Origin of the sequence: Streptomyces sp. OR43, assembly GCF_008042275.1 — a bacterium.
Lineage (GTDB): Bacteria > Actinomycetota > Actinomycetes > Streptomycetales > Streptomycetaceae > Streptomyces.
In genome coordinates this window covers 121,938-144,350 of record NZ_RDBK01000025.1, presented here as the reverse complement: position 1 = coordinate 144,350, position 22,413 = coordinate 121,938, and the positions used below count along the sequence as shown (strand labels likewise).

23 protein-coding genes are annotated in these 22,413 nt (G+C 72.8%); 12 read left to right on the top strand and 11 right to left on the bottom strand.

Annotation, left to right across the window (positions count from 1 at the left end):
• Nucleotides 1-10: 10 nt before the first annotated feature.
• The 6 genes from rsgA to EAO72_RS13410 all read right to left on the bottom strand — a co-directional run bounded on the left by rsgA (nucleotide 11) and on the right by EAO72_RS13410 (nucleotide 5,350).
• Nucleotides 11-955 carry a ribosome small subunit-dependent GTPase A gene (gene rsgA / locus EAO72_RS13435; protein WP_261991458.1) on the bottom strand — a complete coding sequence of 315 codons (945 nt, stop codon included), beginning with the start codon at nucleotides 953-955 and terminating at the stop codon, nucleotides 11-13.
• A gap of 516 nt (nucleotides 956-1,471) precedes the next feature.
• Complete coding sequence (locus EAO72_RS13430; RefSeq protein WP_148017528.1) at nucleotides 1,472-2,203, bottom strand: alpha/beta fold hydrolase; 732 nt, start codon at nucleotides 2,201-2,203, stop codon at nucleotides 1,472-1,474.
• Between the two features lie 201 nt (nucleotides 2,204-2,404).
• On the bottom strand, nucleotides 2,405-2,782 hold the full coding sequence (locus EAO72_RS13425; RefSeq protein ID WP_148017527.1) for a nuclear transport factor 2 family protein: 378 nt from the start codon (nucleotides 2,780-2,782) through the stop codon (nucleotides 2,405-2,407).
• A gap of 177 nt (nucleotides 2,783-2,959) precedes the next feature.
• A complete protein-coding gene (locus tag EAO72_RS13420) occupies nucleotides 2,960-4,000 on the bottom strand; it encodes a PHP domain-containing protein (RefSeq protein ID WP_148017526.1) in 1,041 nt (346 codons plus the stop codon).
• Between the two features lie 89 nt (nucleotides 4,001-4,089).
• Entirely contained in the window at nucleotides 4,090-4,869 is a 780-nt protein-coding gene (locus EAO72_RS13415; protein WP_148017525.1) for a maleylpyruvate isomerase family mycothiol-dependent enzyme, read from the bottom strand.
• A 40-nt stretch (nucleotides 4,870-4,909) separates the two neighbouring features.
• Nucleotides 4,910-5,350 carry a hypothetical protein gene (locus EAO72_RS13410; RefSeq protein ID WP_148017524.1) on the bottom strand — a complete coding sequence of 147 codons (441 nt, stop codon included), beginning with the start codon at nucleotides 5,348-5,350 and terminating at the stop codon, nucleotides 4,910-4,912.
• Between the two features lie 141 nt (nucleotides 5,351-5,491).
• On the opposite strand from EAO72_RS13410, the gene EAO72_RS13405 reads away from it, so the two are divergent.
• A complete protein-coding gene (locus EAO72_RS13405) occupies nucleotides 5,492-5,782 on the top strand; it encodes a hypothetical protein (protein WP_148017523.1) in 291 nt (96 codons plus the stop codon).
• Nucleotides 5,783-5,926: 144 nt separating this feature from the next.
• On the opposite strand, the gene EAO72_RS13400 is transcribed toward EAO72_RS13405, so the two are convergent.
• From EAO72_RS13400 to EAO72_RS13390, 3 genes are read right to left on the bottom strand one after another with little or no spacing between them, the layout of a single operon-like run.
• Nucleotides 5,927-7,000, bottom strand: coding sequence for a prenyltransferase/squalene oxidase repeat-containing protein (locus tag EAO72_RS13400; RefSeq protein WP_148017522.1), 1,074 nt, complete (start codon nucleotides 6,998-7,000; stop codon nucleotides 5,927-5,929).
• Nucleotides 6,997-7,773, bottom strand: coding sequence for a class I SAM-dependent methyltransferase (locus EAO72_RS13395; RefSeq protein ID WP_148017521.1), 777 nt, complete (start codon nucleotides 7,771-7,773; stop codon nucleotides 6,997-6,999). Before EAO72_RS13395 ends, EAO72_RS13400 begins: the two co-directional genes overlap by 4 nt.
• A gap of 55 nt (nucleotides 7,774-7,828) precedes the next feature.
• Nucleotides 7,829-9,169: a glycosyltransferase family 4 protein gene (locus tag EAO72_RS13390; RefSeq protein ID WP_148017520.1), complete on the bottom strand. Its 1,341-nt coding sequence runs from the start codon at nucleotides 9,167-9,169 to the stop codon at nucleotides 7,829-7,831.
• Between the two features lie 229 nt (nucleotides 9,170-9,398).
• On the opposite strand from EAO72_RS13390, the gene EAO72_RS13385 reads away from it, so the two are divergent.
• The 7 genes from EAO72_RS13385 to EAO72_RS13355 all read left to right on the top strand — a co-directional run bounded on the left by EAO72_RS13385 (nucleotide 9,399) and on the right by EAO72_RS13355 (nucleotide 15,824).
• Nucleotides 9,399-10,010, top strand: a complete 612-nt coding sequence (locus tag EAO72_RS13385) for a TetR family transcriptional regulator (RefSeq protein WP_148017809.1) — start codon at nucleotides 9,399-9,401, stop codon at nucleotides 10,008-10,010.
• A gap of 136 nt (nucleotides 10,011-10,146) precedes the next feature.
• Nucleotides 10,147-11,430, top strand: a complete 1,284-nt coding sequence (locus tag EAO72_RS13380; protein WP_148017519.1) for a substrate-binding domain-containing protein — start codon at nucleotides 10,147-10,149, stop codon at nucleotides 11,428-11,430.
• A gap of 3 nt (nucleotides 11,431-11,433) precedes the next feature.
• A complete protein-coding gene (locus EAO72_RS13375; RefSeq protein ID WP_148017518.1) occupies nucleotides 11,434-12,207 on the top strand; it encodes an ABC transporter ATP-binding protein in 774 nt (257 codons plus the stop codon).
• The gene (locus tag EAO72_RS13370) at nucleotides 12,204-12,950 is read left to right on the top strand and encodes an ABC transporter ATP-binding protein (protein ID WP_148017517.1); all 747 of its coding nucleotides are present in this window, start codon (nucleotides 12,204-12,206) and stop codon (nucleotides 12,948-12,950) included. The genes EAO72_RS13375 and EAO72_RS13370 overlap by 4 nt, the downstream gene beginning before the upstream one ends.
• A complete protein-coding gene (locus tag EAO72_RS13365; RefSeq protein ID WP_148017516.1) occupies nucleotides 12,950-13,837 on the top strand; it encodes a branched-chain amino acid ABC transporter permease in 888 nt (295 codons plus the stop codon). The genes EAO72_RS13370 and EAO72_RS13365 overlap by 1 nt, the downstream gene beginning before the upstream one ends.
• Nucleotides 13,834-14,946: a branched-chain amino acid ABC transporter permease gene (locus tag EAO72_RS13360; RefSeq protein ID WP_148017515.1), complete on the top strand. Its 1,113-nt coding sequence runs from the start codon at nucleotides 13,834-13,836 to the stop codon at nucleotides 14,944-14,946. Before EAO72_RS13365 ends, EAO72_RS13360 begins: the two co-directional genes overlap by 4 nt.
• Nucleotides 14,943-15,824, top strand: a complete 882-nt coding sequence (locus EAO72_RS13355; protein ID WP_148017514.1) for an alpha/beta fold hydrolase — start codon at nucleotides 14,943-14,945, stop codon at nucleotides 15,822-15,824. Before EAO72_RS13360 ends, EAO72_RS13355 begins: the two co-directional genes overlap by 4 nt.
• 143 nt (nucleotides 15,825-15,967) lie before the next feature.
• Here the strand turns inward: EAO72_RS13355 and EAO72_RS13350 are convergent, their stop codons facing one another.
• Complete coding sequence (locus EAO72_RS13350) at nucleotides 15,968-16,579, bottom strand: TetR/AcrR family transcriptional regulator (RefSeq protein ID WP_148017513.1); 612 nt, start codon at nucleotides 16,577-16,579, stop codon at nucleotides 15,968-15,970.
• Between the two features lie 94 nt (nucleotides 16,580-16,673).
• On the opposite strand from EAO72_RS13350, the gene EAO72_RS13345 reads away from it, so the two are divergent.
• Nucleotides 16,674-17,420: an SDR family oxidoreductase gene (locus EAO72_RS13345; RefSeq protein ID WP_148017512.1), complete on the top strand. Its 747-nt coding sequence runs from the start codon at nucleotides 16,674-16,676 to the stop codon at nucleotides 17,418-17,420.
• Between the two features lie 86 nt (nucleotides 17,421-17,506).
• Here EAO72_RS13345 and EAO72_RS13340 read toward each other — a convergent pair whose 3' ends face one another.
• A complete protein-coding gene (locus tag EAO72_RS13340; RefSeq protein WP_148017511.1) occupies nucleotides 17,507-18,988 on the bottom strand; it encodes an extracellular catalytic domain type 1 short-chain-length polyhydroxyalkanoate depolymerase in 1,482 nt (493 codons plus the stop codon).
• A gap of 256 nt (nucleotides 18,989-19,244) precedes the next feature.
• On the opposite strand from EAO72_RS13340, the gene EAO72_RS13335 reads away from it, so the two are divergent.
• From EAO72_RS13335 to EAO72_RS13325, 3 genes are all read left to right on the top strand, one after another.
• Nucleotides 19,245-20,063, top strand: coding sequence for a 3-hydroxybutyrate dehydrogenase (locus EAO72_RS13335; RefSeq protein ID WP_148017510.1), 819 nt, complete (start codon nucleotides 19,245-19,247; stop codon nucleotides 20,061-20,063).
• 36 nt (nucleotides 20,064-20,099) lie between these two features.
• Nucleotides 20,100-22,073, top strand: a complete 1,974-nt coding sequence (locus EAO72_RS13330) for a helix-turn-helix domain-containing protein (protein ID WP_148017509.1) — start codon at nucleotides 20,100-20,102, stop codon at nucleotides 22,071-22,073.
• 156 nt (nucleotides 22,074-22,229) lie between these two features.
• The coding region (locus EAO72_RS13325; protein WP_148017808.1) for a helix-turn-helix domain-containing protein at nucleotides 22,230-22,413 on the top strand (184 nt) is incomplete at its 3' end.

Genomic DNA, 22,413 nt, shown 5'->3' with positions numbered 1-22,413 from the left:
TCGTGCGCCGTCACTGCTGGCGCTCGCGGAAGCGGTAGGTCGCGCGCAGATGGCGGGTGATGGACTTCTGCTGGTCAGTACGGCCCGCCCGGTTACGGGCATCGCTGCGGGAGGCCGCCCAGTCGCTCTCGCGCAGCAGCTTGCGATAGCTCGCCAGGCGGCGTTCGCTCAACTCGCCGGTGTGGATCGCCTGCTGGACCGCACAGCCGGGCTCGCGGTCGTGACCGCAGTCCCGGAACCCGCACCCCTCGGCGAGCTGCTCGATCTCGGCGAAGACCTGCTCCAGGCCGTCGGCGGCATCCTGCAGGCCGATCCCGCGCAATCCCGGGGTGTCGATGAGTACGCCGCCGCCGGGCAGCGGGAGCAGCTCGCGGTGAACGGTGGTGTGCCGGCCCTTGCCGTCCTGGGCCCGGACCGCGCCCGTTGCCAGAACCTCCGCGCCGAGCAGCGCGTTGGCCAGCGTGGACTTGCCCGCGCCCGAGGGACCGAGCAGCACGGTGGTGCCATGGGCCAGCGCGGTCAGGACATCCAGGCCGGCGCCGGTGGTGGCGCTGGTGACCACGGTGTCGACGCCCGGCGCCAGCGTGGCGACCTCGGCCCGCGCGGCGTCGGCATCGGCCGGGTCCGCGAGGTCCTGCTTGGTGAGGGCGAGCACGGGCCGGGCACCGCTGTCCCAGGCCAGTGCGAGCAGCCGCTCGATCCGGCCCGGATTCAGCGGGGCCGCCAGGGAGACGGCGACGACCACGATGTCGATGTTGGCGGCGAGTGCCTGCCCGTGTGAGGAGCGGCCGGCGGCGGAGCGCACGATGGCGCTGCGCCGTGGCAGCAGGGCCACCAGCAGCGGATCGGAGCCGGTCCGCAGAGCGGCCCAGTCGCCGGTGCAGGGGGAGGAGACGGGGTCCGGCGAGGACACCGCCGGGGAGCCCGCCCGCACGGGGCCGGACTCGGTGATCACGTCACACTGACCGCGATCCACCCGCACGATCCGGGCCGGAACCAGCCCGGCGGCGCGATGTGCGGCGAAATCACGGTCGAACGCTTCGTCCCACCCGTACGCGGCCGGCGTGGAACCGGCCGACCCGGATGACGAAGCAGAGGAGGTGAAGAAGGAGGATGACAACGTGAGAGACCTTTGAGTGAGGGCCCCGTCAGGACGTCACACCACCACCGAACGAGCGGACACGGACACGCTCACAGCAGGGTGGAGGAACGAACGTCAGACCGGGACCCGGGACGTGAGGATGGCCCGGGCGCTGCCGACAGCAGCGATCTCTACCGCGGTCATTAACCTCACCTCCCTCACATAGTCACAAGCCGAAAAAATCCTCCAGCAGGATATCACCCGATGGGGCAGTCGGCCACCGAGCACCCGTGGCGACGTCACCCAGCCGATCCGCGACGACAGCCGGCCCGAGCCTTCGCGGCCCTCCTGCGCTCCGGGAGACCTGGCGGACCCCTGCCACCGGCGCGCTCAGGCGTGAGCAGGCAGTTGCAGGGCGAAGCGGCGGACGGCATCGGTGAAGGCAGCCGGATCGTCGAAGTTCGCGAGATGCCTCGCCCGCGGGATCAACTCGATGCGGGCGTGCGGATGCGCGTGGACGAAGTCCTTCTCGCCGGACCGGAAGACGGTGTCCTTCTCGCCGTTCAGGATGAGCACGGGAGCCGCCACCTGGCGCATCGCATCCGCGTCGAAGCGGCCGATCACCTCTCCCCAGGCGGCCGGCAGAGCATGGAAGGCGTAGCCGCCGCGGATGGTGGCATCCACCACCTCGGGGGCATAGAGCCGGCGCAGCAACCTGTCGTTCCAGCGGGTCAACCGGTCCGCCGGTATCCGGGGCACAAGCCCGGCAGCCCACCGGTACGGCGTTGCCCACGGGCCCCGCGTCGATGCGCTGGCCCCCGCAAGAACCAGCCCCCGCAACTGCTCCGGGCAGCGCCGCGCGAACTCCAGCGAGGCGTATCCGCCGAGCGAGTGCCCGACGACGAGAGCCGGCCCGTGGTCGAGCGAGTCCACCGCGGAAGCGATGATCTCCGTCGCCGCGTCCAGACTCCAGGGCTGAGCGGCCCGCGCGCCGTGTCCCGGCAGGTCGACGGCGACTACCCGGAAATCGGCCTCAAGCGCGGCGAGTTGTGTGCTCCATTGCCCCGCACTGAACCGCGTCCCGTGTACGAAGACGAGGGGCGGTGCGTCCACAGCCGTCATAAGTCCCCCAGACCCACGCTCTCTTCGGACCGACTCTACTGGCGGCCCGCCTCCGGCGCCGGGGCGGTCGGCCGGCCCTTGCCACGCGATCAGACAGTGTTCCCGCCCCTGACAGGACCGCTGGACCTGACGAAGCCGGCCGGCGCAACCCGCCCCGAACGGGGCCGGTTCAGGAGAAGCACGGCGCCCGAGCAGAATGGCTCAAGAGGCGAACGGCTCGATCTCCCCCGCGAAGACGATGACCTGGTCGATGAGGCTCCGTCGCAGATGGACGACGTCCGTTCCCGCCAGGCGGGGGCCTCCGTCCGGCGTCGTGAACACCCACTGGTACCGGGCCCACTCGTCCGGCATGTCCACCCCCGAACAGCGCACCATCGTGCCGGCCCCCGCGGGGTGGCGCCGGATGTCCAGCACGAACCGCTCGACCGCCTCGATCCCCTCACTGCGGCCCAACGGTCCCCAGAAGACCACGTCCGAGGTGAGGGCCTGGGAGAGCAGCGCAGTCACATAGCTGTCGTCCGAGGCGTTGAACGCGGAGATGAACGTGTCGATCGCGGACCGCGCAGTCTCTTCTTGCATGCACCAGTCATACCAGTCGCCTCACGGACCGCGCTCGTCCCGTGAGCCCTCTCCCGCCCACAGGAGATCTCCCCTGACCTCAGCAAGACCTTCCCTCTGGTGCCCGCGTGGGCCGCGGTCGGAGAGATGGCGCTCTCGAGCCCAGTCCGCCGCCCACCGGACGAGCGAAGCGCGGCCTCACGCCCTCGCCCCGCCCGGCACCCGCCCCTCCCGTGTCCAGCCCAGCAGTTCGTCCGCCGTCCACGTCGTGACGACGCGCTCCGGCGGGACCCCGCACTCCTCCGCGCGGGCGCAGCCGTAGGCCTGCCAGGCCAGTTGGCCCGGGGCGTGCGCGTCCGTGTCGACGGCGAACAGCGTGCCCGCGTCCACGGCTTGACGCAGCAGCCGCCGGGGCGGGTCCAGTCGCTCGGGCCTGCTGTTGATCTCCACGGCCGTGCCCGCCTCGGCGCAGGCGGCGAAGACCTCGTCCGCGTCGAACTGTGATTCGGGGCGGCCGCGGCCCGTGAGCAGGCGGCCGGTGCAGTGGCCGAGGATGTTCGCCTGAGGGTGGCGGACCGCGGCGAGGAGGCGGCGGGTCATCGGGGCGGGGTCCATCCGCAGTTTGGAGTGGACGGAGACCACGACGACGTCCAGCCGTTCCAGCAACTCCTCCTCCTGGTCCAGGGAGCCGTCGAGGTGGATGTCGCACTCGATGCCGGTCAGCAGCCGGAACGGCGCCCAGCGCTCGTTGAGTTCGGCCACCACGTCGAGCTGTTCCCGCAGCCGCTCGGGCGAGAGGCCGTTCGCGACCGTCAGGCGGGGCGAGTGGTCCGTGAGGACCGCCCAGTCGTGGCCGAGCTCCGCCGCCGTACGGCCCATCTCCTCGATGGTGCTGCCGCCGTCCGACCAGTCGGAGTGCAGATGGCAGTCGCCGCGCAGCAGGGCGAGCAGGCGTTCACCGCCCTCGGCGAGCGGGCCGTTCTGCGACGCCTCGGTCTCCAGGCGCTCCAGGTAGGCGGGCGTCTGTCCGGCGACCGCCTCGCGGATCACCTGGGCGGTGCGGGGGCCGATGCCCTTGACGCGTTCCAGGGAGCCGTTCGTGACCCGCTCCACGGCCTCGCCGTCCGGCATCGCCGCCACCGTGCGGGCGGCGGTGCGGAAGGCCTGGACGCGGTACGTCTCGCCCCTGCCGCGCTCCAGCAGGAAGGCGATCCGCTCCAGGGCCCGGACCGGATCCATCGGCACCTCCTGGGGGAAATCAGGCACGTTTCCCGTCCAGCTTGGCCCAGGCCCGCCCCGCCCGCACACCGGAAGTGCCGTGGCACCGGTCAGCCGAAGGAGGACCGGGCCAGCCAGAAGTCCAGCAGTTCCGCGTCGCCCAGCACCTCGACCCGGTCGCTGTCCGGGGCCAGGCGGCGGTTGAAGACCAGCATCAGGTCGGTGAGCGGGCCCCGCAGCGCCACGGTCGCCTTGCCGTGCGCGCGGCGCCAGGTGAAGCCGTCCTCGCCGAACTCGATGAGCCACTCGGCGTCCGCTGCGTCGGTGGCGTGCAGATGCAGGGAGCGGCCTCCGCCGCGCAGCTCCGCGGCCTCCGGGTCGCCCTCGGCCTGGGCGTGGGCGACGATCTCCAGCCACTCGTCGATCGTGTCGGCGGCCAGCTCGGGCGCCATCGTGTACGGGACCTTCGCGGCCAGGGAGGCGTCCGCCAGGTGGACGACCGTCTCGATGGCCATCCGGCGCGCCCAGAAGCCCGCGCTACGGTCCCGGTACCAGGACCAGACCTCCGTGTCCGGGCCCGCTTCCCGCAGCGCCTCGGCGGTGCCGGCGGCACCGGCCGCCAGCCAGGCGTCGAGCACGGCGGGGTCGTCGCCTTCGGGGGTGAACGCCGGCACGTCTTCGTCCGGGACCTCCTCGGTGGCCCGGGTGCGGACGATCTCGCCGGCCCAGCGGTGGGCGCCGCCGATGTGGACGGCGAGCTCGCGCAGCGTCCACTCGGGGCAGGTCGGGACGGTCGCTTCGAGGTCCACGCCGCTGATCGTCGACCTCAACACGTCGGTCAGCCGGACGATTTCGTCGCAGTAGCGCTCATGCGCGAGGGGGGTGGTCATGCCCGCACTCTAGTGCGGGCATGACCACCCCCACATGCGGTTATCCGCCGAGCTGCGAGGCGGACGGCACCTTGTCCTTGACCTCGGCCCCCGCGCTCTTGCCGGCGTCCTTGATGTCGTTGATGACGCTCTCGAACGCGCCGACGTCCCCGTCGCCCACCTCGCCCTTGCGGAGCTTGGTGGCCATGCCCTTGAGGGACGCGATGCCCGCGGTCAGCGGCGCGACGGCCTTCGACAGCAGCGGGTCGCCCTTGGCGTTCTCCGTGGCGGCCTTGAGCCGGTTGTAGGCGAAGCCGCCCGCGAGCCCGGCCTTGACGAGAGCGAAGGTCCGGCCGTCCGCGCCCTTCTTGAACTTCCCGGCGCGGTACGCGCTGCTCGTGCTGTTGCCGTCATCGCTCCCGCATGCGGTGGTGCCCACCAGCACGGAGCAGGACAGCAACAGCGCGACCAGCAGTCGGCGGAGCGGTACGGAACGGGGCACGGCGGGCCTCCCTGACCGGGGACATCACGGTGGGTGCCGGGTCCCGGCACTCCCCCGTCAGGCTGGCGCCGGTGGCCCGGCCCCGCCACCCCGGGACCGCCGTCCGGGTTTCGTACGGCGGAAAGCGGCAACCCGCAGTCCATGTCTTACAGACGAGGCAACGGAAGCAGTACCGCAGCACGTGTCATAGCCGTGGTGGCCGACATCATGGCTTTCATCATCGGCCTGTGGATCCTGATGTACCTGCTCGACGCCAACCGGGGCAACGACCTGGTCGACTTCGTGCAGCACAGCGCCCGGTGGCTCGCCGGCTGGTCGTACGACCTGTTCACCTTCGACGCGGCATGGGCCCGGGTCGTCTGCGGATACGGTCTGGCGGCCGTGGTGTACCTGTTCGTCGGGCACGCGGTGGCCGGACGCATCCGGCACTGAGCGCGCCGGGGAAGCCGACGGGTTCACCGTCGTACGGTGGCCGGACGCATCCGGCACTGAGCGCGCCGGGGAAGCCGGCGGGTTCGCCGTCGTACGGTGGCCGGGCGCCTCCGGCACCGAGCCCGCCGGGACAGGACGCGGCGTTCAGCCGCAGCAGTCGGGCTCAAGTCCCTTCGGCAGCCTCTCCCCGCTGAAGACCGCGGTGGTCGCCTCGTCCCCCCCGAGGGCGGCCACCGCCAGCAGGAGGGAGCCCGCCGTCCAGGCGGTGTGCTCCTCGGGCCAGAACGCCCGGTCGCCCTCGAAGACGTATCCCGTCCAGTACATCCCGCCCTCGGCCCGCAGGTGCTGGATCGACTGGAGGATCTCCAGGGCCCGGTCGGACTCCCCCATCACCCAGAGGGCCAGGGCCAGCTCGCAGCTCTCGCCGCCGGTCACCCACGGGTTGGGCAGCACGCAGCGCACACCGAGGCCCGGGACCACGAAGCGGTCCCAGCCCTCGTCGATCCGCTGCTGGGCCGCCGGCCCGCTGACCGCGCCGCCGAGGACCGGGTAGTACCAGTCCATCGAGTAGTGGCTCTTGTCGAGGAAGCGCTCCGGGTGGCTGCGGATCGCGTGTCCCAGCGCCCCGGTCGCCAACTCCCAGTCGGGCTGCGGCTCTTCACGGCTCTCGGCGAGGGCGAGTGCGCAGCGCAGGGCCTGGTGGATGGAGGAGGAGCCGGTCAGCAGCGCGTCGGTCACGTGAGTGCCGTCGGCCTCCTGCTTCCAACCGATCTGCCCGCCGGGCTGCTGGAGCCGCAGGACGAACTCGACGGCGGCGAAGACCGTCGGCCACATCCGGTCGACGAACGCGTCGTCGCCGGTGGCGAGGTAGTGGTGCCAGACGCCGACGGCCACATAGGCGCAGAAGTTGGTCTCCAGGCCCCGGTCGGTCGGCTGCTGCGGGTCGCCGTCGTGGTAGGCCGCGTACCAGGAGCCGTCCTCGTTCTGGTTGCGGGCGAGCCACTCGTACGCCCGCTCCGCGGCGGCGTGTTCGCCGGCCGCGTCCAGGGCCATGGCGGCCTCGGTGTGGTCCCACGGGTCGAGGTGGTGGCCGCGGAACCACGGGATCGCGCCGTCGTCGCACTGCACGGCGAGCACCGCGGCGACGGTCTCGGCGGCCTCCCCGGCGGTGAGGACTCCGGGCAGGACGAGGTGCTCGGTCCGCTCGGGAAGACTCACGCCTCGGCCTTGGCGGAGTCGCCGGCGCGCACGGGGGCCTCGTCGGTCACCACGGCGGGCAGGTGCGGCTTGGTCGCGTAGGCCACGAAGGACTTGCCGACGACCGGGTTGAGCAACTGCTCGGCGACCCGGGTGGCCATGGGCTTCTTCATGATGTCCCAGACCAGCAGCTTGTGGTACGCCCGCACCGGCAGCGCCTTGTCGTTGTCGACGCCGAACGCGCACTTGAGCCACCAGTAGGGCGCGTGCAGGGCGTGCGCGTGGTGGGTGCCGTAGGGCTTGAGGCCGGCACCGCGGATCTTGCCCAGCAGCTCGTCGGCCTTGTAGATGCGGATGTGGCCGCCCTCGACCTCGTGGTAGGCGTCGGAGAGCGTCCAGCAGACCTTCTCGGGGCCGTAGCGCGGCACGGTGATCGCGATCCGGCCGCCGGGCTTCAGGACCCGGACCATTTCGGCGAGCACGCCCTTGTCGTCCGGGATGTGCTCCATGACCTCGGAGATGATCACGACGTCGAAGGAGGCGTCGGGGAACGGCAGGTTGAGCGCGTCGCCCTCCATCGCGGTGGCGGTGGCGCCCTCGGGCGCCTCTCCCGCCTCCTTCATCGCGGCGAACCACTTCGCGACCTCGCGGATCTCCTCGCCGTTCTGGTCGAGCGCCACGACCTGGGCGCCGCGCCGGTAGCACTCGAAGGCGTGGCGTCCGGCGCCGCAGCCCAGGTCGAGCACTCGGTCGCCTGCGGCGAGCGGGAAGCGGGTGAAGTCCACGGTCAGCACGAATGCCTGCTTTCGCGGTCGAGGGGTCGGAGTCGGAGAAGAAGGATGCGCGTCGTCACCGTCGGCCGCCGGGGCCGGTGGCGGCGCGGGCCGCGATCGCCTCCCGGTACAGCGCGGCGGTGCCGATCGCCGCCTGCTTCCAGGTGAACCGGGCGAGGACCCGTGCGCGGCCCGCCGCCCCGAGCCGCGTGCGCAGCTCCGGGTCGCCGAGCAGCCGGCCCAGCGCGTCGGCCAGGGCGCCGGGGTCGGCGGGCGGGACCGCCAGACAGGTTTCGCCGTCCGGGCCCGCGACCTCGGGGATCGCGCCGCCGGTGGTGGCGACGAGCGGGGTGCCGGTGGCCATGGCCTCGGCGGCGGGCAGCGAGAAGCCCTCGTACAGGGAGGGGACGCAGGCGATCTGGGCGCCGCGCACCAGGTCGACGAGTTCGGCGTCGCTGATGCCCTTGACGAACTCGACGGCGTCCCCGAGCCCGTGCCGTTCGATGGCCTGGGCGACCGGCCCGTCCTCGGCGCGGCGGCCGACGACCACGAGATGCGCCGCGGGGTTGTCGGTACGGAGCTTGGCCAGCGCCTCGACGAGGTGGACGAGGCCCTTGAGCGGGACGTCGGCGCTGGAGGTGGTGACGATCCGGCCGGGCACCTCGGCGACGGACGCGTCGGGCGACCACAGGTCGGTGTCGGCGCCGATGTGCACGACGCTGACGCGGCGGGGGTCCACACCGAGGTGCTCGACGATCTCCTGCTTGGAGGAGCCGGAGACGGTGAGCACGGACGGCAGTTTGCGCGCGACCCGCTTCTGCATGCGGGTGAAGGCGTACCAGCGGCGTACGGAGAGGCGGCGGCGACGGGTCGGGGCGGCGTCCAGGTCGAGCTGCCGGTCGACGGTGATGGGGTGGTGGATCGTGGTGACGAGCGGGGCGCCGAGGTCGGAGAGGAGCCCGTAGCCGAGCGTCTGGTTGTCGTGGATGACGTCGAACTCGCCGCGCCGGGCCGCGAGGTGGCGCCGGGCGCGGAGGCTGAAGGTGAGCGGTTCGGGGAAGCCGCCGGTCCACATCGTGGCGACCTCGGTCGCGTCGATCCAGTCCCGGTACTCGCCGCGCTTCGGGGTGCGGAACGGGTCCGGCTGCCGGTAGAGGTCCAGGCTCGGCAGCTCGGTGAGCGGGACACCCTCGTCGAGCACGGGGTAGGGCTGGGCGCCGATCACCTCGACGCTGTGGCCGAGACGGGCGAGCTCCCGGGCGAGGTGGCGTACGTAGACACCCTGGCCGCCGCAGTAGGGATTGCCCTTGTAGGTGAGGAGCGCGATGCGCAGGGACCGGTCGCCGGCCGGGGCGGCGTCTGCGTCCGACGTAGCGACGCCCGCACGGGGGCCCGACTCTATGGCCTCAGCGGTCACACTCGGCCCCCTTCTCACTGCGTGTCCGCCGGAGCGTATCCGCTCGCGCTAATCTAGAACAAGTTATAGACCGGACGGTTCAATGAGCTACGAATCTACCGGCAGGTAGCAACGGTACAACGGCCGGATCAGGTGATTCGCGCCACGGCACACACCCTGGCATGCTGTGCGCCGCCGGACCGGCCGCCGCAGCCTCGCGGCCGCGGACAGGAGCCTCGGGATGGGACACATGACAGCGGAAGCCAGACCGGCATCGCCGCCCCTGACGGAACGCCAGGAGGCCCGCCGCCGCCGCATCCTGCACGCCAGCGCGCAGCTCGCCAGCAGGGGCGGGTTCGAGGCCGTCCAGATGCGTGAGGTGGCGGAGGCCGCGGGGGTGGCCCTGGGCACCCTGTACCGCTACTTCCCGTCCAAGGTCCATCTGCTGGTCGCCACCATGCAGGACCAGCTCCAGCACATGCACGGCACGCTCCGCAAACGGCCCCCGGCCGGGGACGACGCGGCGGAACGGGTCGCCGACACGCTGATGCGGGCCTTCCGCGCGATGCAGCGCGAACCGCATCTGGCGGACGCGATGGTGCGGGCGCTGACCTTCGCGGACCGCAGCGTGAGCCCCGAGGTGGACACGGTCTCGCGGCTCACGACGGCGATCATCCTGGACGCGATGGGGCTCGACCATCCGTCTCCCGAGCAGCTCTCGGCCGTCCGGGTCATCGAGCACACCTGGCACTCGGCGCTGATCACCTGGCTGTCCGGCCGGGCCTCGATCGCGCAGGTGAAGATAGACATCGAGACGGTCTGCCGGCTGATCGACCTGACGGCACCGGATCCGGCTCCCTGACTCATTCCGGCCCCTGCCCATGTGTGGCGCCCACACGCCTCCCGGGTCAGGTGGGGTTTCCTGCACCATATCGACGACGGCACGCTCTTCATACGGTTCGGCGACATCACAGGAACACGCCGAGGAGCCGGTCACCATGCGTCGCAGAGCCAGCCGAGACAGCAGCGCCAGCAGATCCAGCGGATCTCTCCGGTCCGTCCGATCCCTCACCGACATCCGTGCCGTCGCCGTCCTGGCCGCCGCCGGTCTGCTGCTGACCGGCTGCACCGCCGCCGGCACGGCGGGCGACACCGGGTCCGGCGGGTCCGGGAAGTCCGCCGACGCGCCCGTGAAGGTCGGCCTCGTCTACTCCCGGACCGGACTGCTCGCGGACTACGGCAAGCAGTACCGCGACGGCTTCATGGCGGGCCTGGACTACGCGACGCAGGGCACCGGCAAGGTCGCCGGCCACCGCATCGAGGTCACCGAGCAGGACGACGCGGGCGACCCCGGCAAGGCCGTCTCCGCCGCGAAGAACCTGATCGGCAAGGGCTACAAGGTGCTGGCCGGCACCACCGACTCCGGCGTCGCCCTCCAGATGGCCCCGCTCGCCGCACAGAACAAGGTGCTGTACGTCAGCGGCCCGGCGGCCACCGACGCGGTGACCGGCATCAACGACTACACGTTCCGCTCGGGCCGGCAGTCCTACCAGGACATCCTGACGGCGGGCGCGATGCTCGGCGACGCGAAGGGCAAGAAGGTCACGGTCCTCGCGCAGGACTCCACGTTCGGCCAGGCCAACGTCGCCGCCGTGAAGGCGGTGCTCGGCGCGAAGGGCGCGAAGGTCGGCTCCGTACTGGCGCCGCCCAGCGCGACGGACCTCACGCCGTTCGCCCGGCAGGTCAAGGCGGGCGGGCCCGACCTGGTCTTCGTCGCCTGGGCCGGTTCGACCGCCCCGGCGCTGTGGACCGCGCTGGACCAGCAGGGCGTGCTCGGCGCGGGCAAGGTCGTCACCGGACTCGCCGGGACCGCCTCGTACCCGGTCTTCGGGGCGGCCGGGGCCAAGGTGTCGTTCCTTGCGCACTACTTCCCGGGCGCGGGCGGCGGCAACGCCGTGGAGAAGGCCATGCTCGACGCGGTGACGAAGGCGGGCGGCACACCCGACCTCTTCACCCCGGACGGCTTCACCGCCGCCCAGATGATCGTGCACGCCGTCGCCGAGGGCAGCGCCACGGACCCGGACGCGATGGTGAAGGCTCTGGAGGGCTGGACCTTCGACGGGGCCAAGGGCAAGCAGCGGGTCCGGGCCGAGGACCACGCGCTGCTCCAGCCGATGTTCGTGGCCCGGCTGTCCGGCAAGGGCGCCGCCCTGAAGCCGGAACTGCTGGACACCGAGGCGATGGACACCGTGGCGCCGCCCGCGAAGCCCTCGGCGGGCTGAACCGTGAGCGCACCCCACAGCCCGGCGGTCCTGGCATCGTCCGTGCTCCGGCTGGACGGAATCGGCTGGACCGTCGGCGGCGCGACCATTGTCCGGGACATCACCCTGAGCGTCCGCGAGGGCGAGTTCCTCGCCTTCATCGGCCCCAACGGGGCGGGCAAGACCTCCCTGTTCAACCTGATCAGCGGTCTGACCCTGCCCACCGCCGGCACGATCGCTCTGGACGGCGCCGACCTCACGGACCGGCCCGCGCACGTCCGGGCCCGGCGCGGGATCGGCCGGACGTTCCAGACGTCCAGCCTCTGGCCGGCGATGAGCGTGGCCGACCACGTCCGGCTGGCCGCGCAGGCCGCAAGGGGCGGCTCGTACCGCCTCTGGCGGCGCGCCGACCCGTTCACCGCCGAGGTGACCGGCGTCCTGGAGCGCACCGGTCTCGGCCACCGGGCCCGGGCCACCGCCGCCGAACTGTCGCACGGCGAGAAGCGGAAGCTGGAGCTCGCCGTGCTGCTGGTCGGCGAGCCCCGGCTGATGCTGCTCGACGAACCGATGGCGGGAGTGAGCGCCGAGGAGGTCCCGGCGCTGACCGAACTGATCCGCACCCTGCACCGGGAGGAGGGCCGCACGGTCCTCATGGTCGAGCACCACATGGACGTCCTGCTGGGCCTCGCGGACCGGCTCGCCGTGATGCACCACGGGCGCCTCCTCGCCCTGGACACCCCCGAAGCCGTGACCGCCGACCCGACCGTGCAGCAGGCCTACCTCGGGGAGGGACTGTGACGAGGGAGCAGACCCTGCTCGACGTACGGGACCTGCGCGTCCTGATCGGTGGCCGCCACATCCTGCACGGCGTCGGCCTGGACGTCGCGGCCCACGGCGTGACCGCGCTGCTCGGCCGCAACGGGGCCGGGAAGACCACGACCGTACGGGGCATCCTCGGCCTCGTCCCGCGCAGCGGCAGCGTCCGCCTCGACGGCGAGGAGACCGTGGCGCTGCCCACGCACGCGCTGGTCAGGCGCGGGATCGGCTACGCCCCCGAGGACCGCGGCATCTTCGCCGGACTGACCATCGCGGAGAACCTGCGGCTGGCGGAGCGGCGCGGCGCGGGCGAGCCCGCGTACGCACTGGTCCATGAGCTCTTCCCCGAACTGAAGCAGCGTGCAAGGCAGTTGGCCGGAACGCTGTCCGGCGGTCAGCAGCAGATGGTCGCGATCGGCCGCACCCTGCTCAACACCAACCGGCTGATCATCGCGGACGAACCGACCAAGGGCCTCGCGCCGAAGGTGGTCACCGAGGTCGCCCAGGTGCTGGAACGGGCCGCCGAGGCGGTGCCGGTGCTGCTCGTGGAGCAGAACCTCGCCGTCGTGCGCCGGCTGGCCGCGCACTGTGTGGTGCTGGCCGACGGCCGGACCGCCCACCGGGGCCCGGCGGACGCACTGCTCGGCGACGCGGAGGCGGCCCGCAGGCTCCTCGGCGTGGGCCACGGACCGCTGACCCCACGGACCGCGGAGGCGGATTCCTGATGTCCACCCTCGTCCTGCTCACCCTGACCGGACTCGGTCTGGGAGCCCTCTACTTCCTCATCGCGTCCGGACTCTCCCTGATCTTCGGCCTGATGGACGTCCTCAACTTCGCGCACGGGGCGCTGCTGTCCATCGGCGCCTACGGCACCTGGTGGGCGGCGTCCGGGAACCTGCCCGGCGCGGGACCCGGCGGCGCCGGCTTCGTCCTCGCGGTCCTGTTCGGTACGGCGGTGGGCACCGCGGCCGCCGTACTCCTGGAACTCGCCGTCGTCCGCCCGCTCTACACCCGGCCGCGCGAACAGGTGCTCGCCACGGTCGGGGTGGGGCTCGCCGTCCCGGCGCTGCTGTCGGGCATCTGGGGCTCGGACGCACGGACCTTCCCCGGGCCCGAGGTGCTGTCCGGCACCTTCGGGCTGCTGGGCGCGCAGGTCCCCGTCAACCGCCTCGTCCTGWTCGCGGCGGCCGTCGTGGTCCTGGTGGCGCTGCGGCTCTTCCTGGGCCGGACCCGGCACGGACTCGTCGTCCGGGCGGGCGTCGAGGACCGGGCGATGGTCACCGCGCTCGGCATCGACGTCCGCAGGGCTTTCACGCTCGTCTTCGCGATCGGGGGCTCGGCCGCCGCCCTCGGCGGGGCGCTCGGCGGGCTGTACTTCGGCTCGGTCGACCCCCGCCAGGGCACCTCGCTGCTGATCTTCGCGTTCGTCGTCGTGGTCACCGGCGGCATGGGCTCGGTGACCGGCGCCGCCGTGGCGTCCGTCGTCATCGGCCTGGTCCAGCAGTTCGCCAACTACTACACCGCCGCGGGCCTCGGCGATCTGGCGGTCGTCGTCCTGCTCGCCGCGCTGCTGCTGATCCGCCCGCGCGGACTGACGGGGAGGCTCGCGTGAGCACCGCCACCACCGAGACACACCAGCGCGCCGAAGGCCCCGCGGCCCCGGTGCGTTCGTCCCACACGCCCCGGCTGCTGCGCTGGTGGCCCGCCGCCGTCCTGCTGCTCCTGGCCGTCGCGCCGTTCAGCGCCGTGCCCGTGCCGGGACTGCTGGACGGCCCGCTCGGCAGCGCGGGCAGCCTTCAACTCCTCGCCACTTGCCTGCTGTTCGGCGCCCTCGCCACGGGCTACGACCTGCTGCTCGGGCGGACCGGGCTGCTCTCGTTCGGCCACGCCCTGTACTTCGCCTCGGGCAGTTACGCCACCAACATGTTCCTGCTGGAGGCGGGTCTGCCCTTCGCGCTCGCCGCGGTCCTCGGCCTCCTCTTCGGGATCGCGCTGGCCCTGGTCCTGGGGTCGGTGAGCCTGCGCGTCACCGGGATCGGCTTCTCCATGGTGACCCTGGCCTTCGCCCAGGCGGGCTCGATCCTGGTCTCCCGCGACCCCGGCGGCGTCACCGGCGGCGAGGAGGGCCGGGCGGCCCCGGCCGATCTGCTGCCGTCCTGGCTCGTCGGCATCGACCACACCGCGAACCTCTACTGGATCGCGCTGGCCTACCTCGTCCTGACCCTGTACGTCGTCGCCCGGGCGGTCCGCTCCCCCGCCGGGCGCGTCTGGGAGGGCATCAAGGAGAACGAGCGCCGGGTGGAGGTGCTGGGCCTGAAACCGTACGGATTCAAGCTGACGGCCTTCGTCGTCGCGGGCGCGCTCGCCGCGCTCGGCGGCATCGTCCATCTGCTCCTGACCGGCGGATCCACGCCTCAGACCACCACGTCCGACTTCACCCTGTCGCTGCTGGTGATGGTCGTGCTGGGCGGTTCGGGCACCCGCTGGGGCCCAATGGTCGGCGGCATCCTCTACACCTGGGCGGACCACCGGCTCGGCGATCTGGCCGGTTCGGGCGCGGTCGCCGGCCTGCCCGCGGTGCTCCGCGTCCCGCTCTCCCAGCCGCTGTTCCTGCTGGGCGTGCTGTTCGTGGCCGTGGTACATCTGCTGCCGGGCGGCCTGGCCCGGCTGCCCTCCAGACTGAGGGCCGTCGCGTACCGGAAGGAGACCGGAGACCAGTGATCGCGCACGAGGAGATCAAAGTCCCTGTGAGCGGAGGCGAGTTGGCCGCACTTCGGTGGCCGGCCGCCGATCCGCGCGCGCCGACGGTCATGGCGCTGCACGGCATCACCGCCAACGCGCTCTCCTGGGCCGCGGTGGCCCGGCAGCTGGCCGGCCGCGTCACGCTGGTCGCCCCGGATCTGCGGGGCAGGGCGGGGAGTTCGGGTCTGCCGGGCCCGTACGGCATCGCCGCGCACACGGACGACGCGGCCGCCCTGACCGAGGCGCTGGGCCTGAACCGGGTGGTGCTGGCCGGCCACTCGATGGGCGCGTTCGTGGCGGCCTTGGCCGCGGTGCGGCACCCGGACCGCTTCGGACCGCTGCTGCTCGTCGACGGCGGCATCGGCTTCCCCGCACCGACGCACCTGACCCCCGACGAGCTGCTGACGGCGGTGATCGGACCGGCGATGGACCGGCTGTCGATGACCTTCACGGACCGGGCCGCCTACCGCGCCTTCTGGCAGGCGCATCCGGCGTTCGCGGACGCGTGGTCGGACGAGGTCGACGCCTACATCCAGCGCGACCTGACGGGCGAGGAGCCCGCCCTGCGCTCGTCGTGCCGGATCGAGGCGATCCGCACGGACGGCGTCGGCCTGTTCGACGAGGAGGTACTCACGGCGGTACGGAAGCTGCCCGTCGGGGCGACCCTGCTGTGGGCGGCGCGCGGTCTGATGGACGAGGAGCAGGGGCTGTACGACGAGGACCGGCTGGCGGCGGCGGACCTGGGCGGGACCCGGGTGGAGCCGGTGGCGATGAAGGACGTGAACCACTACACGGTGCTCACGGGCGAGCGGGGCGGGCGAGAGATCGCCGACCGGCTGGTGGCGCTCGCGCGCTGAGCGGCATCCAGCGCGTTGGGCCGGGCCTCGACACGGGCTTCGGCCATGGCCGAGCGGCATCCCCGCGTTGCCCCCGGCCTCGACACGGGCTTCGGCCATGGCCGAGCGGGAGCCGGCCGGGGAACGGACGGCGCGCCGGGCGGTTATCGGCTCAGCGGCCAGTTCCCCAGCGCGGCGTCGGCCATCTCCTGGAGTTCCGCACGGCCGACGCCGCTCGCGGCCTGCACGGCGATACCGAAGGACAGGGTGGTGACGTAGCGGGCCAGGAGCGCGGGATCCGCCTCCGGCGGCAGGTCGCCCTCGTCGACGGCCCGCTCGAATCGCTGCCGGAGGCAGGAGCAGCCGTTGTTCCGCCAGGCGGCGAGGAGGTCACGGACCGCCTGCCCGGAGTCGCTCGCTGCCAGGGCGCTCTGGACGCCCAGGCAGCCCCGGGGGCCGGCCGGGGCCGTGGTGGTGCGGATGGTGCCGGCCAGGACCGCGGTGGCGGTGCCCAGGGCGGTCGGCTCGTCGAGGGCCCGGTCCAGGTAGGCACTCGGGCCTTCGTCGTAGCGCTCCAGGGCCTTGCGGAACAGCGCCTCCTTGTTGCCGAAGGCCGCGTACATGCTGGTCGTGGAGATACCCATCGCCTCGGTCAGCGTGGCGAGGCTGGCGCCCTCGTAGCCGTGCTCCCAGAAGACCAGCATGGCGCGCTCCAGCGCCGCGTCGGCGTCGAACCCTCGTGGCCGGCCGACGGTGCGGCCCTGTTTCGTTCCCATCCTCCGCAGGTTACCTCTTCCGCATCGACCGCTGCGGAAGTGGTACGTTCGAGTTCTGCATCGATCGATGCAGAACTCAGGGGAGGTTATTGCCGTGGGACTGCTCGAAGGAAAGACAGCTCTCGTCACCGGGGGCAGCACGGGGATCGGCCTGGCCGCCGCGGTGCGGCTGGCGGCCGAGGGCGCGCATGTGTTCATCACGGGCCGGCGCAAGGCCGAACTGGACGCGGCCGTCGAGACGATCGGCTCGGCGACCGCCGTGGCCGGCGACATCGCGGACCTGGCCGATCTGGACCGGCTCTACGCGGCGGTCCGGGACCGCGGGCAGGGGCTGGACGTCCTGTTCGCGAACGCGTCCGTCGCCGCGTTCGCGCCGCTGGAGCAGATCACCGAGGAGCACTTCGACACGCTCTTCGGGATCAACGTCCGGGGCACCCTGTTCACCGTCCAGAAGGCCCTGCCGCTGCTCAACGACGGCGCCTCGGTGATCCTTAACGGCTCCACCAACGTCGATGTCGGCGACGAGGCGTTCGGCGTGTACGCGGCCTCCAAGGCCGCCACCCGGTCCTTCGCCCGGACCTGGGCCAACGAGCTCAAGGGCCGCGGTATCCGGGTCAACGCGGTCACGCCCGGCCCGACCGACACCCCCGGCCTGTCGGGGCTCGCGCCCGATCCGGAGCAGGCCGCCGGCCTGCGGCAGGCCCTGGCAGAGCAGGTGCCGCTGGGCCGGCTGGGACGCCCGGAGGAGATCGCCGCCGCCGTGGCCTTCCTCGCGTCCGGCCAGAGCAGCTTCATCACCGGGACGAGCCTGTACGTCGACGGCGGCCTGAACCAGATCTGAGCCCGACGGCGGCCTGAACCAGATCCGAGCCCGACGGCGGCCCGCCCGAAGGTGACTTCGGAGCCGGGCCCGCCGCCGGCCGCTCGTCAGCCGGTCGTGCAGCCACTGTCCGCGATGACGAAGTGGCCGGCCGGTGATTCCTTCAGGGTGTGGGTCACGAAGACGTTGTACAGGCCCATGTTCTGGTCGGAGCCGTTGGCGTACACGTACCCGCCGGTGGTGTGGGCCCTGCCCGCTGTCACGTGCGCGTAGTTGGTGGCGGTGTGGCAGGTGGCGGGTGCGCTGCCGCCGGTGGTGGTCGCCGTCACCTGGCCCGAGGCGGTGCCGGCCGCACCCTCCGCGTCGACCGCCGTCACGGTGTAGCGGTAGGCGGTCCCGGCGGTGAGGCCGGTGTCCGTGTACGTGGTGGCGGTGGACGAGGCGACCTTCGTGCCGTTGCGGTGGACGGCGTACGAGGCGGCGCCCTCGACCGCGTTCCAGGACAGGGACGCGGTGGTGTCCGTGGTGGCGGTGACCGTCAGGCCCGCGGGAGCCGGGAGCCGGTCACCGCCCCCGCCGGGCGTACCGCCGTCCAGACCCCAGAAGACGCCCGTGTAGTACGTCGAGCAGATCGCGTTCAGGAAGTACGCGGCCGTCGTCCCGCACTGCTGGTCGCCCGAGCCGGGACTGACGGGCAGGCCGTGGCCCATGCCGGAGACGGAGTACGTCTCCACGGCCGGGTTCCCGGCGGCGTCCTCGTAGACGCTGCGGGTGGTGTTCCCGGGCAGCGTGTCGGTGGACGACGGGGTCTGGCCGATGCCCCAGACGTCCGTCCACTGGTCGCGCAGGGCCGTGGCGTTGGCCGGGTAGACCGTGTAGTCCGAGGTGCCCTGCCAGATCGCCACGCGGGGCCAGGGGCCCGGGTATCCGGGATGGGCCGCGCGGACCTTGTCGCCCCACTGCGCCGGCGTCAGCTTCTGCGGGCCCGTCTGGCAGCCGGACGCGGCGGCCTGGCTCGTCGCGCACTGGGCGGGCAGCCCCGAGGCCACCGAGCCGCCCGCGAACACGTCCGGGTAGGCGGCCAGCAGGTCGGCGGTCATGCCGCCGCCCGCCGAGAGCCCGGTGACGTACACCCGGCGGCCGTCGGAGCCGTAGGTCTGCTTCGCGTACTCGACCATCTGCACGACGGACGCGGCCTCGCCCCTGCCCCGGGTGTCCTCGGCCGGGTCGAACCAGCCGAAGCAGGACAGGGAGTTGTTCGCGGACGTGGTCTGCGGGAACACCACGGAGAAGCCCCACGCGTCGGCGAACTTCGGCCAGCCGGAGTTGGTGTAGTACGCGGAGGCCGTCTGCGTGCATCCGTGCAGGGCGACGACCAGGGGCGCGCCGGCCGGGAGCCCGGCCGGGGTGTAGGCGTACATCTGCAGGTTGCCCGGATTCGAGCCGAAGCCGGTGACCTGCTGGAGGCCGCCGGCCACGGCTGCGGCGGGGGTCGCGGCGGCGGTCGTGCTCAGCGTCGCCGCGAGCAGGCCGAGGGCGGCCGTGGACGCGACGCGGCGGAGCAGGCGTCTCAGGATCGATGGGCGCACGGGTGCCTCCCTGGTCGGTATGTGCGGGGTACGGGTTGCTGCCGGAACCTACGAGCAGCGCGTCGTCACGCCCATGTGCCGGACGGACACCGGCGCGTGCCGGGTGTGTGCGGCCGGGCCCTTGCGCGGTCCGGGGGCCGGCGGCGGGGCGGCCCGGCGCCGGGCGGCACCACGTACGCCGCCACCATGCCGGGGCGGGAGGGTGTGTGCACCGGCGCCATGTGACACGGGGCGCCGCGTACCTACGGTGACGCCCATGGAGACTTCCCGCAGACCGGATCACGAACCCGCCGCCCCTTCCCCCGGCGGATCACCGCAGGCACCCGCACAGCCGCTGCTGGCCGGGCGCACCGCGCTGGTCACCGGTGCGGCAAGCGGTATCGGGCGGGCCTGTGCGCAGGCGCTGGCGGCGGCGGGTGCGCATGTGCACGTCGTGGACAGGTCCGGGGAGGCGGCGAAGAGGCTGGCGGAGGAGATCGGCGGGACGGCCTGGGTGGTGGACCTGTCCGACCCGGCGGTGGTCGACACGCTGCCGGCCGACGCGGACGTCGTGGTCAACAACGCGGGGATCCAGCACGTCGCGCCCGTCCACGCGTTCCCGCCGGACCGCTTCGCGCTGATCCAGCGCGTGATGGTGGAGACCCCGTTCCGCATCTTGCGCCGGACCCTGCCGGGCATGTACGAACGCGGCTGGGGGCGCGTGGTCAACATCTCGTCGGTGCACGGGCTGCGCGCGAGTCCCTACAAGTCGGCCTATGTGACGGCCAAGCACGCGTTGGAGGGGCTGAGCAAGGTGGTCGCGCTCGAAGCGGCGGAGTACGGGGTGACGAGCAACTGCGTCAGCCCCGGCTATGTACGCACCCCTCTGGTCGAGAACCAGATCGCCGACCAGGCGCGGACGCACGGCATCTCGGAGGCCGACGTGGTGGGGCGGGTGATGCTGGAGCGCAGCGCGATCAAGCGGCTGATCGAGCCGGCGGACGTCGCCGAGGCGGTCGTATGGCTGTGCGGGCCGCGCACCGGCCACATCACCGGTACCTCGCTCTCCATGGACGGCGGCTGGACCGCCAACTGACCGGCCTGCCCCGACCCCCTACGAACGCTGGACGCCATGCCTGAACCGCTTCCCTCCGCCGCGCCCCATCTCCGGCGCCTGTTCGACCTGCTGGCCGACGACGCGCCCGCGGAGGCGCTGGGGGCGGTCACCTCGCAGGCGCGGGGGGACGGGGTGCCCGCCGAGGAGCTCGCGGAGGTGGAGCGGGCCACGGCCACCGCGCTGCGGATCAGGGGCGCCCTGCGGCAGCACCGGCGCCGCGAGCTCCAGCTCACCGCGCTGTTCGACACGGCGGGCGATCTGGCGGCCTCCCGCGATCTGGACGACGTGCTGAAGGCGATCGTGCGGCGGGCCAGGATGCTGCTGGGCACGGACACGGCCTATCTGACGCTCCCGGACGAGGAGGCGGGCGACACCTACATGCGGGTGACCGACGGGTCGGTGTCGGTCCTGTTCCAGCGCTTGCGCCTGGAACTCGGCGAAGGGCTCGGCGGCCTGGTGGCGCAGACCGCGAGCCCGTACGCGACGCCGGACTACCCGGCCGACGAACGCTTCCACCACACCCGCAACATCAACGCCGGCGTCCTGGACGAGGGCCTGGTCGCCATCCTGGGCGTGCCCCTGCTGCTCGGCTCCAGCCGGGGCGGTACGGGGAAGGTGATCGGCGTCCTCTTCGCGGCAGACCGGGCGCCCCGGGTCTTCAGCCCGGACGAGGTCGCGCTGCTCTGCTCGCTGGCCGCGCACGCCGCGATCGCCATCGACACGGCCCGCGCACTCGCCGACACCACCGCGGCCCTGGCCGAACTGGCGGAGGCGAACGCGGAGCTGGCCGAGGCCAACGCCTCCGTCCGGGCGCACTCGGCGGCCATGCGGCGGGCCGAGGAGTCGCACGACCGGCTGACGGACCTGGTGCTGCGGGGCAGGGACGTCAGGGACGTCGCGGCGGCCGTCGCCGGACTGCTCGGCTCCCCGCTGACCATTCACGACCCGGGCGGCCGCCCGCTGGCCGCCGTGCGCCCGGACGGCAGCGGCTTCGCCGCCGACAGCATGGACGCCGGGTGGCTGGCGGAGGCGGCCGAGGAGTCCCGTACGGGGGCGCGTGCCGTGCACCGCGACGGGCGGGTGGTCTGCGCGGTGCTCGCCGGGCAGGAGCTGCTGGCCGGACTCGTCCTGCACCGCGGGCGGGCGCTGGACGACTCCGACCGCCGGCTGTTCGAACGCTCGGCTGTGGTCACGGGACTGCTCCTGCTGCTGCGGCGCACGGTGGCCGAGACGGAGAACCGGATCCGTGGCGAACTGATCGCCGACCTGCTGACGGACGCCGGACGCGACCCGGCGGGGCTGGCCGAACGCGGCCGCCGCCTCGGCATCGACCTGGACCGTCCGCATCTGCTGCTGGTGGCGGAGTCCGGGACGCGCGAACGGCTGGCCCCGGCCGCGCTGCGCTACCTGTTCGGCGGGGACATCCACGGGGTGAGCGCCGAACACGCGGGCACCGTGGTGCTGTTGATCGAGGGCGAGGGAGACGGCGCGGACGCGGGGCGCGCGGCCCGTTCGGCGGCGGCCCAGCTGGGCCACCTGACGCAGTCCCCGGTCACCGTCGCCGCCGCCGGGCCCGCCGGCGGCCCCCGGGAGCTGGCGGCGGCGTACGGCGAGGCGGCACGGTGCCTGCGGGCGATGCGGGTGCTGGGGCGTACGGGCGAGGGCGCGTGCGTGGAGGAACTCGGCTTCCTGGGCGTGGTCCTGGGCAACGCCCAGGACGTGGACGGCTTCGTGTCGGCGGCGCTGGGGCCGCTGCTGGAGTACGACGCGCAGCGCGGCACGCATCTGGTGCGCACGCTGGGCGCGTACTTCGCCGCGGGCGGCAGCCTGATCCGGGCCAAGGACGAGCTGCACGTGCACGTGAACACGGTGGTGCAGCGCCTCGACCGGATCCAGGTGCTGCTGGGCCGGGACTGGAACGAGCCGGACCGCGCGCTGGAGCTGCAACTGGCGCTGCGGCTGCATCTGCTGTCGGGCGCGCGGCCCTGAACAGCAGGCAGGCGGGACGACCGAAACAGCTCTAGGTGTTCTGTCCCGGGAGGTTGTGGACGGGTGATGCAGGTCTCGACTGAGGGATCTTGAACGGGTGAGGGCCTTCCGGGTTCGGTGTGGATTGCGACGTCTACACCGACCAGAAAGGCCCTCGTGCCCCACCGTAATGCACCCCTGACCGAGACTGGACGGCTGCGGCTGGCCCGCTGTGTGGTCGAGGACGGCTGGCCGCTTCGCCGGGCCGCGGAACGCTTCCAGGTCTCCCCGACCACCGCCCAGCGGTGGGCCGGCCGCTACCGGGCCCTGGGCGAGGCCGGGATGGCGGACGATGGCGGAC

What these genes read in the sequence shown, in the direction of transcription:
- EAO72_RS13415 (WP_148017525.1), bottom strand. Translation starts at nt 4,869, where the DNA reads ATGACCACCCCCCTCGCGCATGAGCGCTACTGCGACGAAATCGTCCGG.
- EAO72_RS13405 (WP_148017523.1), top strand. Translation starts at nt 5,492, where the DNA reads ATGTCTTACAGACGAGGCAACGGAAGCAGTACCGCAGCACGTGTCATA.
- EAO72_RS13380 (WP_148017519.1), top strand. Translation starts at nt 10,147, where the DNA reads ATGCGTCGCAGAGCCAGCCGAGACAGCAGCGCCAGCAGATCCAGCGGA.
- EAO72_RS13335 (WP_148017510.1), top strand. Translation starts at nt 19,245, where the DNA reads ATGGAGACTTCCCGCAGACCGGATCACGAACCCGCCGCCCCTTCCCCC.
- EAO72_RS13385 (WP_148017809.1), top strand. Translation starts at nt 9,399, where the DNA reads ATGACAGCGGAAGCCAGACCGGCATCGCCGCCCCTGACGGAACGCCAG.
- EAO72_RS13425 (WP_148017527.1), bottom strand. Translation starts at nt 2,782, where the DNA reads ATGCAAGAAGAGACTGCGCGGTCCGCGATCGACACGTTCATCTCCGCG.
- EAO72_RS13430 (WP_148017528.1), bottom strand. Translation starts at nt 2,203, where the DNA reads ATGACGGCTGTGGACGCACCGCCCCTCGTCTTCGTACACGGGACGCGG.
- EAO72_RS13330 (WP_148017509.1), top strand. Translation starts at nt 20,100, where the DNA reads ATGCCTGAACCGCTTCCCTCCGCCGCGCCCCATCTCCGGCGCCTGTTC.
- EAO72_RS13420 (WP_148017526.1), bottom strand. Translation starts at nt 4,000, where the DNA reads ATGGATCCGGTCCGGGCCCTGGAGCGGATCGCCTTCCTGCTGGAGCGC.
- EAO72_RS13350 (WP_148017513.1), bottom strand. Translation starts at nt 16,579, where the DNA reads ATGGGAACGAAACAGGGCCGCACCGTCGGCCGGCCACGAGGGTTCGAC.